Source organism: Acinetobacter sp. DMC2 (genome assembly GCF_056314305.1).
Window position 1 is genome coordinate 15,337 of record NZ_JBQUYP010000001.1, and the last position, 16,134, is coordinate 31,470.

Sequence of the window (16,134 nt, forward strand, 5' to 3'; positions counted from 1 at the left end):
TATTTACTAAAATTATTGTGGTTGAAACTTGGCAATTCTTATACCCATTTGTTCAGCCAACGCAGCTAAGCCACTCATTGGACGAATCATTACTTCAAAATCAACAATTTTGCCTTGTTCATTAAAACGAATCATATCAATACCTTTTAATGACTTGCCACTAACATTGGCACTAAATTCAAGCACTACATTCTCGCCATCTTCAGTATAAAACTCACGATGATAAGTAAAGTTTTCGAACACTTGAATAACATTGGTAAGAATGAAGAAAACGACCTGCTTTCCTTCGTAAGGTTTATAGGCAACCGGTGAACGAAAAACCACGTCATCTGCCAGTAAATCATTTAGATCAGACAAGTTACCTGCCTGAACCATTTGATGCCATTTTTCTAAAGACTGTTTCGTAGTTTCAAGTGTCATTGTTATTTTATCCTGTAATTTAACCAATAAAGTTAGGGGCATTTCCGTATAAAGAAATGCCCCACAAAATTTATAGAACCGCTGCTAGTTCAGCACCTTGACGTATTGCACGTTTTGCATCTAACTCTCCTGCTTCTTTAGCACCACCAATTAAATGAACATTTTTTCCATCTGTTTTTAAGTGGTCATACATTGCAGTGTAAGATTCTTGACCCGCACAAATCACAACATGATCGACTTCAAGCACACTCGGTTGCCCATCTATAGTGATATGTAAGCCCTGATCATCTACTTTGTCGTATTGAACCCCTGCAAGCATTTTAACTTGGCGATTTTTAAGGCCCGCACGATGAATCCATCCTGTAGTTTTACCTAAACCTGCACCCACAACAGCAGTCTTACGTTGCAGTAAATAGATTTCTCGTTCAGAAGTCTCAACTTTTGGCTGTTTTAAACCACCTACATGCTCATATTGAGTATCAATTCCCCATTCTTCATAAAACTTTTCTGGGTTTAAACTGCCACTTTCACCTTCATGAGTGAGATATTCTGCCGTATCAAAACCAATACCACCCGCCCCAATAATGGCTACACGCTGTCCCACTGGCACACGTTCTTTTAAAACTTGTAAGTAGCTAAGTACTTTAGGATGATCAATACCTTCAAACTGTAATTGACGAGGCGTTACACCAGTTGCGACCACAATTTCATCAAAATTTGCTTGGCTCAACTCTTCATAAGTTGCTTTATGGTTCAAAATCAACTCAATGTTTGGTCGTAACTCAATTTGGCGAGCAAAGTAGCGTAAGGTTTCATAGAACTCTTCTTTTCCAGGAACAGTCTTTGCAATATTAAATTGGCCACCAATTTGATGACTAGCTTCAAAAATTTTAACTTGATGTCCACGATCGGCCGCATATACAGCAAAACTTAAACCCGCAGGTCCTGCACCAATAACAGCAATATTCTTTTGAACTTGTGCATCTTTAAAAATTAGTTCAGTTTCATAACATGCACGCGGGTTCACTAAACAAGTTGCGATTTTCATTGAGAAAATATGATCTAAACAAGCTTGGTTACAACCAATACATGTATTAATTTCATCACTACGGCCTTCGCTTGCCTTCAATACAAATTCAGCATCAGCGAGCATTGGACGTGCCATAGACACCATATCAGCATGACCTGATGCCAACACATGTTCAGCCATTTCTGGCGTATTAATTCGGTTAGAAGTAACTAAAGGAATAGAGACTTCACCTTTAAGTTTTTCAGTAACCCACGTAAACGCAGCACGAGGAACTTTGGTCGCAATTGTTGGGATGCGAGCTTCATGCCAGCCAATCCCTGTATTAATAATAGTTGCACCTGCTTTTTCAATTTCTTTTGCAAGCTGAATCACTTCTTCAATACTTGAACCACCTTCAACTAAATCAAGCATCGATAGACGATAAATAATGATAAAGTTTTCACCTACTAAAGCACGTGTACGTTTTACAATTTCAATAGGAAAACGAATACGGTTTTCATAGCTACCGCCCCATTCATCATCACGATGATTCGTACGCGCGGCAATGAACTCATTAATTAAATAACCTTCAGAACCCATGATTTCCACGCCATCATAACCCGCATACTGAGCAAGTTTGGCGCAGTTTGCAAAGTCATCAATGGTCTGCTGCACTTCGGCAGAACTTAAAGCTTTTGGCTTAATTGGGTTAATCGGTGCTTGAATTGCTGAAGGAGCAACGTTATTTGCCTGATAAGAATAACGTCCAGTATGTAAAATCTGCATAGCAATTTTGCCCCCAGCTTCATGAACAGCTTGAGTAATCACTTTATGCTTTTCAGCTTCTTCAACCGTATCTAACTTCGTACCATGGCTAAATACAACACCATCATCATTCGGAGAAACACCGCCAGTTACAATCAGCCCCACATCACCTTTTGCACGCTCAGCATAAAACGCAGCCATGCGCTCATATCCCTGCGGTGCTTCTTCTAACCCAATATGCATAGACCCCATAAGCACACGGTTTTTTAAAGTAGTAAAGCCTAAATCAAGTGGCTTTAATAAATGCGGATAAGCTGACATATTTTCTCCTTTGGCTAGCAATAAGCTTGCTAATGCAACTTGTTGCATAAATTTATAATCAAATTTTGACTTTTATGCAACATGTTGCATAATCTCATCAGTCACACTTTACTTTTGCTTACAAACTGGATTGCCATGTCACTTCCTCATGTTTTATTGACCAGCTTGCTTGAACGTCCAAGTACAGGGTTTGAACTGGCCCGCCGCTTTGACCGCTCAATGGGCTTTTTCTGGAATGCCACTCACCAGCAAATTTATCGTGAACTCAATAACATGCTTAAAAAAGGTTGGGTTTCCACTTTAGAAAATGAAATGGATAATGGTCGAAAAAAAACCTATCAGGTTGAACAACTGGGACGTATCGAACTCGCTTCATGGATGACTCAACAAAGTGAACCTGCCCAACTTCGTGATGATTTAATGGTTAGATTGCGTGCTGAAGCACAATTGAGCAATAATCAGATATTACCTGAACTGTTAAGGCATCTTGGTCTACATCAAGAGAAGCTCAAACTTTATCAAAGTATTTATGATAAAGACTTTAAAGACAGCAATGATCTAAATGACCGTGTGTTATACATCCATAAAATGATCTTAGAACTTGGAATTACAATGGAAAGTGAATGGATCAAATGGTTGGAACGAGTCATCCCTCAATTAAAACGCTTTGCTCAAGATAGCTTAGCCGGAGAATAGTCATGCCATATTACACCATGCCCGATCGGGAAAATTTATTTGTTCGTCGTGTTGGTCGTGGTGAACCAGTTTTGGTTTTATCTGGTCTTGGCATGCAAAGCTGGCAATGGCTTCCTTTTATTTATGCAAACCGTAAAGATTATGAGTTTATCATTCCAGATTGGCGTGGTTTTGGGGGGTCAAAGAACTGTGCAATCCCTGAACAAGATGCAATTGCTAGTCACTGGCAGGATGTCGCCCATTTAATAGAACAATTAAAACTGGATAACTTTATCTTGATGGGTTATTCAATGGGTGCTACAACGGCCATGCATGGTATGAAGCATGCTCATCTGGCGCAGCAATTAAAAGCCTATTTGCATATCGATCAAACACCAAAAATATCTGTGGATTCAACATGGGAATATGGTCTATTCGGCCCTCTACATCCCCAGTTCAAACAATTATTAAATGATATCTATCAATTATTATCAAAGCATAAAAATGCCAAATATCTTTATGAATTATCGCTTCCAGATCGACAAGAACTGGTTCGTCTCTGGGTAGATTTTATTGAGTTACAAAGTAGCAATCCATTTAGCCCTTTAGTTTTTAAAACAGCACTCAAACAGCCATTTCTACAAAAATACTTATTACCAATTCAGCGTCTAGATTATTTATTTTGGTATGTCGAAAATTATCTTTATCACAATGAAGATTATCGTGAGGCCATTCAACAGTTACAATGCCCAACAACCTTCTTTATTGGTCGCAACTCGACGCTTTATCCAGAAACCGGACAGACACTTATTGCCCATAGTGTTGAACACGCAAAAGCAATATATTTTGAGCGCTCAGGCCATACACCTTTATTAACCGAGCCGAAAAAATTTGGGAATGAAATTACTACATTCTTATCAGAACTAAAACATGCTTCTTAAAAAATAAAGGGATCTATGAATAGATCCCTTTTTAAATCGACAAATGATTAAGCAGAATGAGCTAACTCTTTCACTTTTAATTGCTCAGAAACACTTAACAAAAGTTGCTCAGTTTTTTCCCAACCTAAACAACCATCAGTTACGGACTGCCCATAAGTCATATCACAAGAAATTTTTTGGCTACCATCAACCAAATGACTTTCAATCATGACTCCCTTTACTTGGGTTTTTAAACGTTCAGCAACGATTTGCTGTAAAACTTCTGGCTGACGCAACGGATCTTTACTGCTGTTACCATGACTACAGTCAATAACTAATGCAGGAAGATTTTGTTTGTGTTTTTCTCGTATTGCTTGAATTGAAGCTAAATCGTAATTTGGCCCATGATTTGCTCCGCGCAAAATCAAGTGTGGTAATGGATTGCCAGCGCTCTGAATTACTGAAGGTAAGCCTTGTTGATTCATTCCTAAAAATTGATGCTCATTTTGTGCTGACTGAATTGCATCTAATGCAATCTGAATTGAACCATCCGTACCATTCTTGAAACCAATGCTGTATGGCATGTGGCTTGATATTTCACGGTGAATCTGAGACTCGCTGGTACGAGCACCAATTGCGCCCCAAGCCAATAAATCATCAAAATAACCTGTTGCCATTGGACTTAAAATTTCACTCGCAATGGGCAAACCCTTTTCAATAATTTGAAGGTAAAGTTCACGAGACTTTTCTAAACCAAGTTGTAAATTTGATGAACCATCTAAATTTGGATCATACATGAAACCCTTCCAACCTACAGTTGTACGAGGTTTTTCAATGTATGCACGCATTACGATAAAAATCTGATCTTTTACTTTTTCTTGTAATTTTTGCAATCTTTCAGCGTATTCAAGTACTGCAACCGGATCATGAATTGAACAAGGCCCTGTAATTACCATTAACCGAGGATCGTTGCCGTTAAGAATATTTTGAATAGTTTGGCGATGTTCGGCAATTTGACGCACGAAAGAATGTGCAAGCGGATATTTTGCTTTTAACTGGACAGGTAAACTAACTGGTGTTTCTTTTGTATTGCTTTGTGTCAATAAAGTATTTAGGGCATTCATTGGTTTTTCCTTGGGACTGCAATCTATTCAGTCCGATCATTTATTTGAGCGTTTTGGATCTATTCGTTGGTAAAGGTAAGCAAAAGTAAAACCAATAAAAGTTGCTAAAGTATGAATAAGTCATGTTGTTCATTTTAAGTTCCTCGATTCAAAAAAGATAAAGCATAAAAAAACCTGATCGGGGTTGCCGATCAGGTATTAACTGTGATGGGCAACTTTCTCATGCCCGAATACGCTCAGGCAACTATCTAAATTGCCAAAAGTAATAGTAAGCGTTAGTGTTCACAGATAGATTTAACATCTTTATCTCAAATATTAAAAAATGTTCCTTAAATCTAAAATACGCATTGTTGAGAGCTTTGACAAGTCTTTTTTTAGAAAAAACTTCTTATTTTTACGCTTAAGATTTGATTCATTCATTGTGTTAACGAATCAGCCCTTGTGGTTGTAAAATAATTAAGCCAGCTCCACACAGCACGATTAGACCACCCAATATATCCCATCTTGTTAATCCAACCTGCTCCACAAAACGCAACCACATGAGAGCAGTAAAAATATAAATACCGCCATATGCAGCATAAATGCGCCCGGAAGCCGCTGGATGTAAAGTCAGCAGCCAGACAAAAACAGCCAAGCTTAAAGCTGTAGGTAGCCACAGCCAAGCAGACTTGCCTTCTCTTAAAATCAGATAAGGGAAATAACAACCAAGAATTTCAGCAATTGCTGTGATAATAAATAACCCGAATACACTCAGTATTCGGGTTATCACAAGACTATCAATTAACATAAGTTACGCTGGTTCTGCCGTATGATGATCTTCAAAAACTTCAAGTTTTAAGCCTACAGCTTTGCCATCTTCATTTTTCACTGATACAGCCACATTACCACCATGATCTGCAAGTTCGCCAAACAGAATCATTTCAGCTAGTGGTTTCTTCAAGTGTTCTTGAATGAGACGTTGCATTGGACGTGCGCCCATCAAGCGGTCATAACCATTTGTTGCCAACCAATCACGAGCACTTTGATCCACATCAAGTACAACTTGTTTGTCATCTAGTTGTGCTTGCAATTCTGTTAAGAATTTATCAACCACAGACTCAATCACAGTTGTTGGTAATGACTTGAATTGGATAACACTATCTAGACGGTTACGGAACTCTGGTGAGAAAGCACGTTTCATTGCTTCTTGGTTATCAGAACTATGATCTTGTTCAGTAAAACCAATACTCGCACGAGAAATACTTTCTGCTCCAATATTCGTAGTCAGGACAATAATAACGTTTCTAAAGTCTGACTTACGTCCGTTGTTATCCGTTAAAGCACCATGATCCATGATTTGTAGCAACAGATTAAACACATCTGGATGTGCTTTCTCAATTTCATCTAACAATAAAACACAGTGTGGGTTCTTATGAATCGCATCAGTTAATAGCCCACCTTGGTCATAACCCACATAACCCGGAGGTGCACCAATCAAACGTGAAACTGCATGACGCTCCATATATTCAGACATATCGAAACGAACGAGCTCTACACCTAACAATTTTGCTAGCTGTTTAGTCACTTCAGTTTTACCAACCCCTGTTGGGCCAGCAAAAACAAAACTACCTACTGGCTTATCTGGTGATTTCAACCCAGCACGAGACAACTTGATCGCTGAGCCTAAAGCGGTAATCGCCTCGTCTTGACCAAACACAACGCGTTTTAAATCACGCTCAAGATTTTCAAGCACTGACTTATCGTCTTTAGAAACAGTTTTAGGCGGAATACGAGCAATCTTAGAAACGATATCTTCGATATTCTCTACCGTAATCAAACTATCATCGCTTTCAGCTTTCAAACGACGCTGAGCACCAGCTTCGTCAATCACATCAATTGCTTTATCTGGCAAGAAACGATCATTAATGAATTTAGCAGAAAGCTCTACCGCTGATACCAATGCCTTATCGTCATATTGTACGTGGTGGAAATCTTCAAATTTAGATTTCAAGCCACGCAAAATATCAATTGTTTCAGCAATACTTGGCTCATTGACATCAATTTTCTGGAAACGACGTGATAACGCATGGTCTTTTTCAAAAACCTGACGATATTCTTGGAACGTCGTTGAACCGATACAACGTAAAGTACCATTAGCCAAAGCCGGTTTGATCAAATTCGAAGCATCCATTGTGCTACCCATACTTGAGCCTGCGCCAATGATCATATGAATTTCATCAATGAATAAAATCGCATTTGGATTTTTCTTCAAAGCATTAAGCAATTGTTTTAAACGTTTTTCAAAGTCACCGCGATATTTGGTCCCAGCAACTAATGCACCAATATCTAAGCTATAGACTTCAGCCTGACTTAAAGGTTTAGGTGCCTTACCATTCACAATTAACCATGCCAAACCTTCAGCAATCGAGGTTTTACCAACGCCCGGATCACCGACAAGTAATGGATTATTTTTGCGACGGCGGCACAGAATTTGCGCTGTACGCTCAATTTCTTTTTCACGGCCAATAAGTGGATCAGTTTTGCCTTTTTGGGCTTCAACATTTAAGTTCAGCGTATAAAGCTCTAATGGTCCTGCATTGCCCGCGCTAGTTTCACCCTCAATATCTTCAACTTCTTCTTCAACTTGCACTTCATCTTTACGTGTCCCATGAGACAAGTATTGAGTCAATGTTAATCGATTGATTTGATGACGTTTAAGCAAATACACAGCAAAAGAATCACGCTCTGAATACATTGCGACCAAAACATCAGCGCCTTCAACAGTACGATCACCGCCACTTGATTGCACGTGGAAAATAGCACGTTGCAAAATGCGGTCGAAACTTTCTGTTGGATGAGGCGCTTGCTCGCTATTTTCGCCAAGCTTAGGAGTATGTTGTTCTACATATTCTTCTAATTCTTTACGTAAAGAAACGATATCAGCCCCACATGCTTTTAAAGCATTCACGGCCGAATCGTTATCGAGTAGTGCTAATAATAAATGTTCAACTGTAAGAAACTCATGTCTCTTTTGACGAGCCATGCTAACAGCCAAACGTAATGATACTTCTAATTGACGACTGAGCATGTAACCCCCTTATGCTTTAGGCTCAATCTGGCAAAGTAATGGATGACCTTGCGATCGAGCGTAATTATTAACAAGGTTTGCTTTGGTCTCCGCGATGTCTCTTGGATATACCCCAGCAATACCTTTACCTTCATAGTGTACTGTTAGCATTACTTGAGTTGCTTGGTCAAGATTCATTGCAAAGTATTGTTGTAAAATTTCAATTACAAAGTCCATTGGCGTGTAATCGTCATTCATTAATACGACTGCATACAATGGCGGACGCTTGAGTTCAGGAGGTGCTGTTTGTACAACAACCTCTCCGTCATGATCTTCGTTTTGCGAATCACTTAAGCGTGGATGGAAGTGCCAATCGACATAACCAGACTGCTGAAAAGAAGCCTTAATATCTTTTAAGTTTGTTTGACGCTTATTTGTTCGCATAGGATGTTACTATTGTGAATTTGCTTCAGCTTGAGGAATTTCTGCCACGAAAGCAGAAGATGTTTCGACAGGTTTACCACGCTGCCAACTAAAACGTTTAATAACTGGTGTATCAGAACCGCCTGTTAAACGTACCTCAATAAATTGAGGTGTAAAACCTTTAGGCATCGTCCAACGACCTGTTAAGCGCTCGAAGTCAGTAAAGTTAAAGCTTTTAGCTTCAAGTGGTACAACTAAAACTTCTGTATCTTTAATGAGTCTTATCTCAATTGATCCTGAAGCACGGCGCTTACTTGGGCTTACCTGTACTAGATCCAACTGATATTCATAAGCATTTTCAGGCAGAGGTTTGATTGCCAAATTTTGAATGGTCAAGCTTAAACCACCGCGCTGCCTCAAGATCTCACGGTAGATATTACTCATACCTTCTTGCTGCGTTTTATCAGCATTGGCCTGATTAAGAGCTTCAAACAGATCATTTGCATTTGTTACAGCAACATCACGCTCTTGTACCGCAGCGTTCAGACTTTTATTAACCGCATCTAAAGCTGTTTTCTGCTTTTGCACCACTTCAACCAATTGCTCTGCATCTGCATCGTAACCTACAACAGTTAAACCTTGACGGTGTCCAATTGTATAGCCGAGTGCAAGACAACCACTCATTAAAATAGCCGCACCAATAAACAAAGGTTTATTAGTATTTAAAAAATTTTTCTTTTGCAACGAACTTTCTGCCGAAGTCGTCTGTCCAGAGTTTTGCATCGTCATCTCAGTGTTTAAGATCAGAGTCAAGACACACATTTAAATCGAAATTTAAATGTGTGTGAAGCAAAAAAGAGTTTTTTATGGTAATAAACCAATCCCTTGTAAGCCTTCATCTTCATCAAAGCCGAACATAAGGTTCATATTTTGTACAGCTTGACCAGATGCACCCTTCACAAGGTTATCTTGTACCGCAAGAATAATAAGTTTATTCGGCTGCGGCTTATATAAAGCAATACGAAGCTCATTCGCACCGCGCACACTACGTGTTTCAGGCGAACTGTTAGCAGGCATCACATCAACAAATTTTTCATTTGCGTAAAATTGCTCATACAATGCCTGAATATCAGTTTGTTTTCCAGTTTCTGTCAAATCGACATAAATTGTGCTGAGCATACCGCGAATCATTGGAACTAAATGAGGAACAAATAAGAGCCCTTCGAAGCCACCTTTTTGTCCAGAAATATTTTCTAATGCTTCAACAATTTCCGGATGGTGACGGTGACCCGCAACACCATAAGCCTTGAAGTTATCAGCATTTTCACTATAGATCATGCCTAAGCTTGCTTTACGGCCAGCTCCTGAAACACCTGACTTCGCATCAATAATAATATTTTTTGTTTCAATCAATGCTTGCGCTGATTTCAAAAGTGGCGCCAAACCTAATTGAACGGTAGTCGGGTAACAACCAGGGTTACCAATAACTTGCGCCTGTTTAATTTTTTCGCGGTTTAATTCAGCCAAACCATATACTGAGTTTTCTAAAACGTCTGGGCAAGCATGCTCCATGCCATACCATTTCTCAAACTGCTCAAGATTTTGCAAACGAAAATCAGCTGCCAAATCAATTACTTTAGTGCCAGCCGCAATCAATTCTTTTGCATGTTGCATCGCAACACCATGCGGTGTAGCAAAAAATACAACATCACATTTTTTTAAATCATCAATATTTAAATCAGAAAATTGAAGATCAGTATGTCCACGTAAATTAGGGAACATATCTGCAACTGGTTTGCCCGCTTCTGTACGTGAAGTAAGAACTCGAACCTGCGCTTTAGGATGTCGTAATAAAATACGTAATAGTTCAACGCCTGTATAACCCGTTCCACCAACAATTCCGACAGAAATCACGTGCATTACCTCAATTTTTGAATCTATACTTGTGCTGTAGTATGACAGGATGTCCAAACTTACAAAACCATTTCATGCTTGGTAATTTTAATTTTTTTAATTTTAGCAACAATTAGATAGCACTTATTCAACTGTCAGAACTAAACAAATATCAGCAAATAAATATCAGATTTAATTTTGGAGAGCTAGGATGCTTCATCAATCAAAAGAAACAAAATTACGCACTTACCTTGGTTTAAGCACATTAATTTTAAGTGCTGCACTTGTAGGTTGCGGAGGTGGAGGCAGTAGTAGTGGTAGTTCATCAAGCACTCCAACACCTGTTGATCCTACTCCCGAGGCAACAACGGATGTTACTGTTAAATCCCCTGTAGAAATTCGTAATATCCAATTCAAAGTATATGACAACACCACCAACTCTGTTTTAGTAGATACTTCAATTGCGAGTTTAAACAGTTTTAATGTCAAAATTCCTACTGCTAAGTTAAGTCGTTTATATCGTGTAGAAATTACGACTCAAAATTCATCTCAAGTATTTGATCCGATTACTTCAACATACCAAAATTTCTCTGGTGTTTATCATGCTTTTATTACACCAAACAGTGTAAGTGGTAGAACCCTATTCATCAGCCCAAGCAGTGAAGCGGTTTACCAACGAGCTGTGATACGCTCAGGACAACTTCCTCAAGAAACGATTGACCCAACCCGCATTGAGCAATTGCATGTAGATTTAGCTTCTCAAGATGTTTATAGATCTCTTCTTAATGCATTCAAAGATGCCGATATTCCAAGTTTAAGTCCAGCCAACCCTCTTACAGTTTTAAATTTATTGCAGTATTCAACTAAAAAACCTAGTACATATGTGGATAGCTATCTTAGTTTCGGCTACTTACAATATTGGTCAACTTTTCACGCTGGAACAACCACATACCAAGAGCTCATTAAAAGTTTGGCAACCGATTTAAAAGATGGCTTTTTAGATGGAAAAAAACTTCAAGGTGATCAAACAACATTTACCCCTATTTTCGCATCTGCTCCAGATAATATTGATCCAGTCAAAAATACACTGTTAGATATCGCAGCTAATCAAAAAGCTACACGCGATAATTTCGCAACCAATTTAAAAGCAGCTACTTTTAAATTAGCAGATGCTCAAAGCCAATCCACTATAGATCAAACAGGTTATGACCTCCTGCAAAAGAAACTATATTCAGGGGTCGTACCTGTCGGAAATACGACTGACTATTTCCGCATAGATGGTGCTGGTGATTATCGTCGTGCTGTAGGTTTTAGCGGCATTACAGCCACCTGCAACGGTTCTGCATATCCTTGCAAACAAGGTTTGACCAGTATTAATCTTTCCGACCCTAAACTACCTGCTACAGACTATCTAGTGGGTCACTACGAAGACACCGCAACAGGTTGTCAACTTAATTTCCGTGCGAATGGTCAAATCGAACTTATTAAAGGATCACAGACTTATCGCTCTGCTTTAAGTGCGGACAGTACAGATAATTTATTGCAAACAGATGCTGCAAGCTCAAGTTATTTACTCAATTCAAGTTCCGCCGAACCCAATAACTCAACACAGCAATACAACTTTATACAATTATCGATTAAAGCAAATAAAATCGTGAGTGCTAAAGCAGGTTTAGACAGCCGAAAAGCACCAGATAACTTACAAACACCACAACTAGAATGTAGTTTTAGTTAATTTGAGACATACCACCATGCAGGCAACGGATTTGATTTAAGTTGTCTGCGGTGTTTTTGAAAATATGGATCGTATTTTTCAACTTCTGCCCAAAAAGCTGGGCTATGGTCAAAATGTTTAGTATGAGCTAATTCATGAATAGCCACATAACGAGCAATCTCGTGTGGCATCAACACTAATCCTGCATGTAGCATAATATTATGCTGACTACTACAACTTCCCCACCGTGTTTTCGGACGGCGAATTGTACATTCCCTATAAGCCAAATGAGTGTGTTCACTTAATTCGTTTAAAAGTTTTGGCAATTCTTGTTTTGCAAACGCAATCACTGCACTTTGTAATGCCAAATATGGCTGTGTGTCCTTAAGAAATAAATAACTACTTTCCCAATCAAATTGAAAAACTCGATGCTGCTTTTGAACAATGACCTGAAATGGATGTTCTTTATTAAAGAAGTAAATCTCGGAAGGAATATCAATCGATGCCGATTGAACATTTTGTTGCTTATTCCACGTCTCGGTCAACCATTGTTCAGATTGAGCCAAAAATTGCTGAATTTGTTTTTTACTACAAAACAAAGGAACTGTGAGGCGGATTGAGGCAGGCTCAACACGTAAGCGCAATTTTCTTGCTCTTACGTGTCGAACGATTTTAATTTCTGGCATTTCCACAGGCATTACTGTGCAGTACGCTCTTCAATACCATTATTTGTTGCAACAATTGCAATCGTTGCTGGGTTTAAAGCAAAAATACCATTAGTCACAACACCCGGAATATTGTTAATGTTTTTTTCCAGATCAATTGCATTTAAAATATTAAGATTAAATACATCTAAAATCACATTACCGTTATCTGTTACTACGCCTTCACGATAAACTGGGTCACCCCCCAAACTCACCAACTTACGAGCCACAGCAGAACGAGCCATTGGAATAACTTCTACTGGAAGTGGAAAATCACGTCCGAGTTGATCAACCCATTTTGAATCGTCAACAATACAAACAAATTTCTTAGCAATTGAAGCTACAATTTTTTCACGTGTTAATGCAGCACCGCCACCTTTAATCATATGCATATGACGATCAATTTCATCTGCACCATCAACATAGGCATCTAAACTACCCACATGGTTCATATCGACAACTTCGATGCCTAATTTTTTAAGGCGATCAGCAGTTGCTTGAGAACTTGCCACAGCAGCTTCTAATTGTAATTCAGGTAATAAATCAATTAGAAAGTTTACTGTACTTCCAGTCCCAACCCCCAAAATGCCACCTTTGGGTAAGTGTTTTAAAGCAGCTTTCGCAGCTGCTTGTTTCTTTTCATCTTGGGTTGCATATAGACTCATGACATCACTCAACTATTTTTTGACATTTATGCACCAATAATCGGCGCAAATGCACAAGGGTTTGCTACAATAATTTCCTATTTTAAACTGTTATAGGGAAGATGAACATGCTGTCTCGTGTGGTACGACAAATTTTACAAGCAACGGTTTATGATGTTGCAATTGAAACGCCTCTCGAAGCAGCTCCACGAATTAGTCAAAAATTAAATAATACAATTCGTTTTAAGCGCGAAGATTTACAGCCTGTTTTCTCTTTTAAATTACGTGGTGCCTATAACCGTATTAGCCAGTTACCTAAAGAACAACTCGAACGCGGGGTAATTTGCGCCTCTGCTGGTAACCACGCTCAAGGTGTAGCATTGTCAGGTCAACGCTTAGGAATTCCAGCAATTATTGTTATGCCAAGTACCACTCCTGACATTAAAGTTCAAGCAGTTAAACGCTTGGGCGGACAAGTTGTGTTACATGGTGATAGTTTTGATGTAGCAAATAAATATGCACAACAACGTGCCGAAGTTGAAGGCCTTGTATTCATTCCACCCTATGACGATGAACTTGTTATTGCTGGTCAAGGCACAATTGCAAATGAAATCTTACGTCAATGGCGTGATGTAGAATATGTGTTTGTTGCTGTAGGTGGTGGTGGCCTAATTTCAGGCGTAGCCGCTTACCTTGGTGAAGTAGCACCCCATGTGAAAATTATTGGCGTTGAATATGAAGAGTCTGCATGTTTAAAAGCAGCTTTAGAAGCCAATGAGCGCGTAATCTTGCCGCATGTAGGCTTGTTTGCAGATGGTACAGCTGTTGCACAAATTGGTGCTTTACCATTTGACATTATTCGTCTGCGCAAATCTGATAACTCAGGCCCAATTGTTGATCCAGATATTGTGACGGTAAATACAGATGAAATCTGTGCTGCCATTAAAGATACGTTTGATGAAAACCGCAGCATTGTTGAGCCATCTGGTGCAATGGCCCTTGCTGGGATCAAGAAATATATTACCGAACATAAAATCAGCAATAAAAATATTGTATCGATTGTATGCGGCGCCAATATGAATTTTGACCGCCTACGTTATATTGCTGAGCGTACCGAGCTAGGTGAACAACGTGAAGCCATTTATGCAGTGACACTACCCGAAGAAAAAGGTGCATTCTTAGGCTTCTGCCGTGCTTTACATGGACGCAACATTACTGAGTTTAACTACCGCGCAAACAATACAGATGAAGCGCAAGTATTCGTCGGTATTAGCTTAAAAGGTGGTGATGCAGAGCGTCATGAAATTTTAGAACAATTAAAGCAACAAAATTATGTAGTAGATGACCTCTCTGATGATGAGGTTGCCAAACTACATATTCGTTATTTAATTGGTGGTCATGCAAATATAGATGATGAAAGATTGTTCCGTGTTGAGTTCCCAGAACGTCCAGGCGCCCTTTTAACCTTCTTAACTCGTTTAGGCCCAACCCATAATATTACGTTGTTCCACTACCGTAATCATGGCGCAGCAGAAGGACGTGTTTTAGTAGGTTTACAAGCAACCGATGCGAAACAGAACCCTGATGGTCTAATTGAAACTCTTGAGCAGATTAGTTATCCGTATGCAGAAATTACGAATAATGTCGGCTACAAACGTTTCTTGAAATAATTTTCAATTTTGATGAATAAGCCGACAAATTTGTCGGCTTATTCATATAATTCTTTTAATATTCCCCTCATATTTACATTGCCTCTCTTTATCTCAAAGAAAATTTCCTTAAAAATAAACGTCTAATCAGGAAACAAGGATCAATATGGCACAGTTTGCAGTCATTGGCTTAGGAAGTTTCGGAGCAACTGTTGCTCAAGAGCTCACAAAATTAAATCATGATGTTATTGGCATTGATACGGTAAAAAAGAATATTGAAAATCTTGCCGACATTTTAACTCATGCCGTCATTGCCGATGCGACTGACGAACACGTGCTTGACGAACTTAACATTCAAAATTGTGATGCAGTTGTGGTCGCAATTGGTGAAGATATTGAAGCAAGTATTTTGTGTGTACTGAATTTAAAAAATTTAGGTATGGATAAGATTTGGGTAAAGGCAAAAACCAAAGCACATCACACCATTTTGTCTCACCTCAATATCAATAAAATTATTCACCCTGAAGAAGATATGGGTGTACGAGTTGCTCAAGCACTGAACTATCCAATGGTTAGTCGCTATATGTCTTTAGAAGATGATCACTACATTATAAAAATTGAAATACCTGAGAAACTTAATGGCATTAACTTATATGGCATTATGCAGCAAGCATCACAAGTTAAAACATTGCTCGTAAAAAGACAGCAGCAAATTTTGTTTGAGACCGAAGAAAATTTCACCTTGCAAACGAATGATATTCTTATTTTAGAAGGTCATTTACCGCAGTTAAAGAAACTTTCTAATTGCTTCATATAAGAGGCGAAAT

General features: G+C 38.9%; 15 protein-coding genes. 5 read left to right on the plus strand and 10 right to left on the minus strand.

Going from position 1 to position 16,134, the window contains the following annotated elements; all coding sequences use genetic code 11:
* Window positions 1–12: 12 nt before the first annotated feature.
* A complete protein-coding gene (locus ACT53H_RS00080; protein WP_111854095.1) occupies window positions 13–420 on the minus strand; it encodes a nuclear transport factor 2 family protein in 408 nt (135 codons plus the stop codon).
* Window positions 421–490: 70 nt separating this feature from the next.
* Window positions 491–2,515 (minus strand): oxidoreductase, encoded by a 2,025-nt coding sequence (locus ACT53H_RS00085; RefSeq protein WP_476008324.1) that lies wholly within the window; start codon window positions 2,513–2,515, stop codon window positions 491–493.
* 135 nt (window positions 2,516–2,650) lie between these two features.
* Here ACT53H_RS00085 and ACT53H_RS00090 point away from each other — a divergent pair, with 135 nt between their 5' ends.
* Window positions 2,651–3,211, plus strand: coding sequence for a PadR family transcriptional regulator (locus ACT53H_RS00090; RefSeq protein ID WP_476008325.1), 561 nt, complete (start codon window positions 2,651–2,653; stop codon window positions 3,209–3,211).
* 2 nt (window positions 3,212–3,213) lie between these two features.
* Entirely contained in the window at window positions 3,214–4,131 is a 918-nt protein-coding gene (locus ACT53H_RS00095; protein WP_476008326.1) for an alpha/beta fold hydrolase, read from the plus strand.
* Between the two features lie 47 nt (window positions 4,132–4,178).
* Here ACT53H_RS00095 and ACT53H_RS00100 read toward each other — a convergent pair whose 3' ends face one another.
* The 6 genes from ACT53H_RS00100 to argC all read right to left on the minus strand — a co-directional run bounded on the left by ACT53H_RS00100 (window position 4,179) and on the right by argC (window position 10,623).
* Entirely contained in the window at window positions 4,179–5,234 is a 1,056-nt protein-coding gene (locus ACT53H_RS00100) for a 3-deoxy-7-phosphoheptulonate synthase (protein WP_005306109.1), read from the minus strand.
* A 424-nt stretch (window positions 5,235–5,658) separates the two neighbouring features.
* Window positions 5,659–6,021 (minus strand): YnfA family protein, encoded by a 363-nt coding sequence (locus ACT53H_RS00105; RefSeq protein ID WP_476008327.1) that lies wholly within the window; start codon window positions 6,019–6,021, stop codon window positions 5,659–5,661.
* 3 nt (window positions 6,022–6,024) lie between these two features.
* A complete protein-coding gene (gene clpA / locus ACT53H_RS00110; protein WP_005306114.1) occupies window positions 6,025–8,301 on the minus strand; it encodes an ATP-dependent Clp protease ATP-binding subunit ClpA in 2,277 nt (758 codons plus the stop codon).
* A 9-nt stretch (window positions 8,302–8,310) separates the two neighbouring features.
* Window positions 8,311–8,724 carry an ATP-dependent Clp protease adapter ClpS gene (gene clpS, locus ACT53H_RS00115; RefSeq protein WP_002121129.1) on the minus strand — a complete coding sequence of 138 codons (414 nt, stop codon included), beginning with the start codon at window positions 8,722–8,724 and terminating at the stop codon, window positions 8,311–8,313.
* A 9-nt stretch (window positions 8,725–8,733) separates the two neighbouring features.
* On the minus strand, window positions 8,734–9,492 hold the full coding sequence (locus tag ACT53H_RS00120; RefSeq protein WP_081399502.1) for a DUF6776 family protein: 759 nt from the start codon (window positions 9,490–9,492) through the stop codon (window positions 8,734–8,736).
* Window positions 9,493–9,567: 75 nt separating this feature from the next.
* Window positions 9,568–10,623 (minus strand): N-acetyl-gamma-glutamyl-phosphate reductase, encoded by a 1,056-nt coding sequence (argC, locus tag ACT53H_RS00125; protein WP_081402179.1) that lies wholly within the window; start codon window positions 10,621–10,623, stop codon window positions 9,568–9,570.
* Between the two features lie 184 nt (window positions 10,624–10,807).
* Here argC and ACT53H_RS00130 point away from each other — a divergent pair, with 184 nt between their 5' ends.
* Window positions 10,808–12,331 (plus strand): hypothetical protein, encoded by a 1,524-nt coding sequence (locus tag ACT53H_RS00130; protein ID WP_174739011.1) that lies wholly within the window; start codon window positions 10,808–10,810, stop codon window positions 12,329–12,331.
* Here ACT53H_RS00130 and ACT53H_RS00135 read toward each other — a convergent pair.
* Window positions 12,328–13,008 (minus strand): SprT family zinc-dependent metalloprotease, encoded by a 681-nt coding sequence (locus ACT53H_RS00135; protein WP_312823853.1) that lies wholly within the window; start codon window positions 13,006–13,008, stop codon window positions 12,328–12,330. The genes ACT53H_RS00130 and ACT53H_RS00135 overlap by 4 nt on opposite strands.
* Complete coding sequence (rpiA, locus tag ACT53H_RS00140) at window positions 13,008–13,679, minus strand: ribose-5-phosphate isomerase RpiA (protein WP_476008328.1); 672 nt, start codon at window positions 13,677–13,679, stop codon at window positions 13,008–13,010. Before rpiA ends, ACT53H_RS00135 begins: the two co-directional genes overlap by 1 nt.
* A 101-nt stretch (window positions 13,680–13,780) precedes the next feature.
* Here rpiA and ilvA point away from each other — a divergent pair, with 101 nt between their 5' ends.
* Together ilvA and ACT53H_RS00150 are read left to right on the plus strand one after the other, a co-directional pair.
* Window positions 13,781–15,328 (plus strand): threonine ammonia-lyase, biosynthetic, encoded by a 1,548-nt coding sequence (gene ilvA, locus ACT53H_RS00145; protein WP_171293568.1) that lies wholly within the window; start codon window positions 13,781–13,783, stop codon window positions 15,326–15,328.
* Window positions 15,329–15,473: 145 nt separating this feature from the next.
* Complete coding sequence (locus ACT53H_RS00150; protein ID WP_476008329.1) at window positions 15,474–16,124, plus strand: potassium channel family protein; 651 nt, start codon at window positions 15,474–15,476, stop codon at window positions 16,122–16,124.
* The last annotated feature ends 10 nt before the right edge of the window (window positions 16,125–16,134 follow it).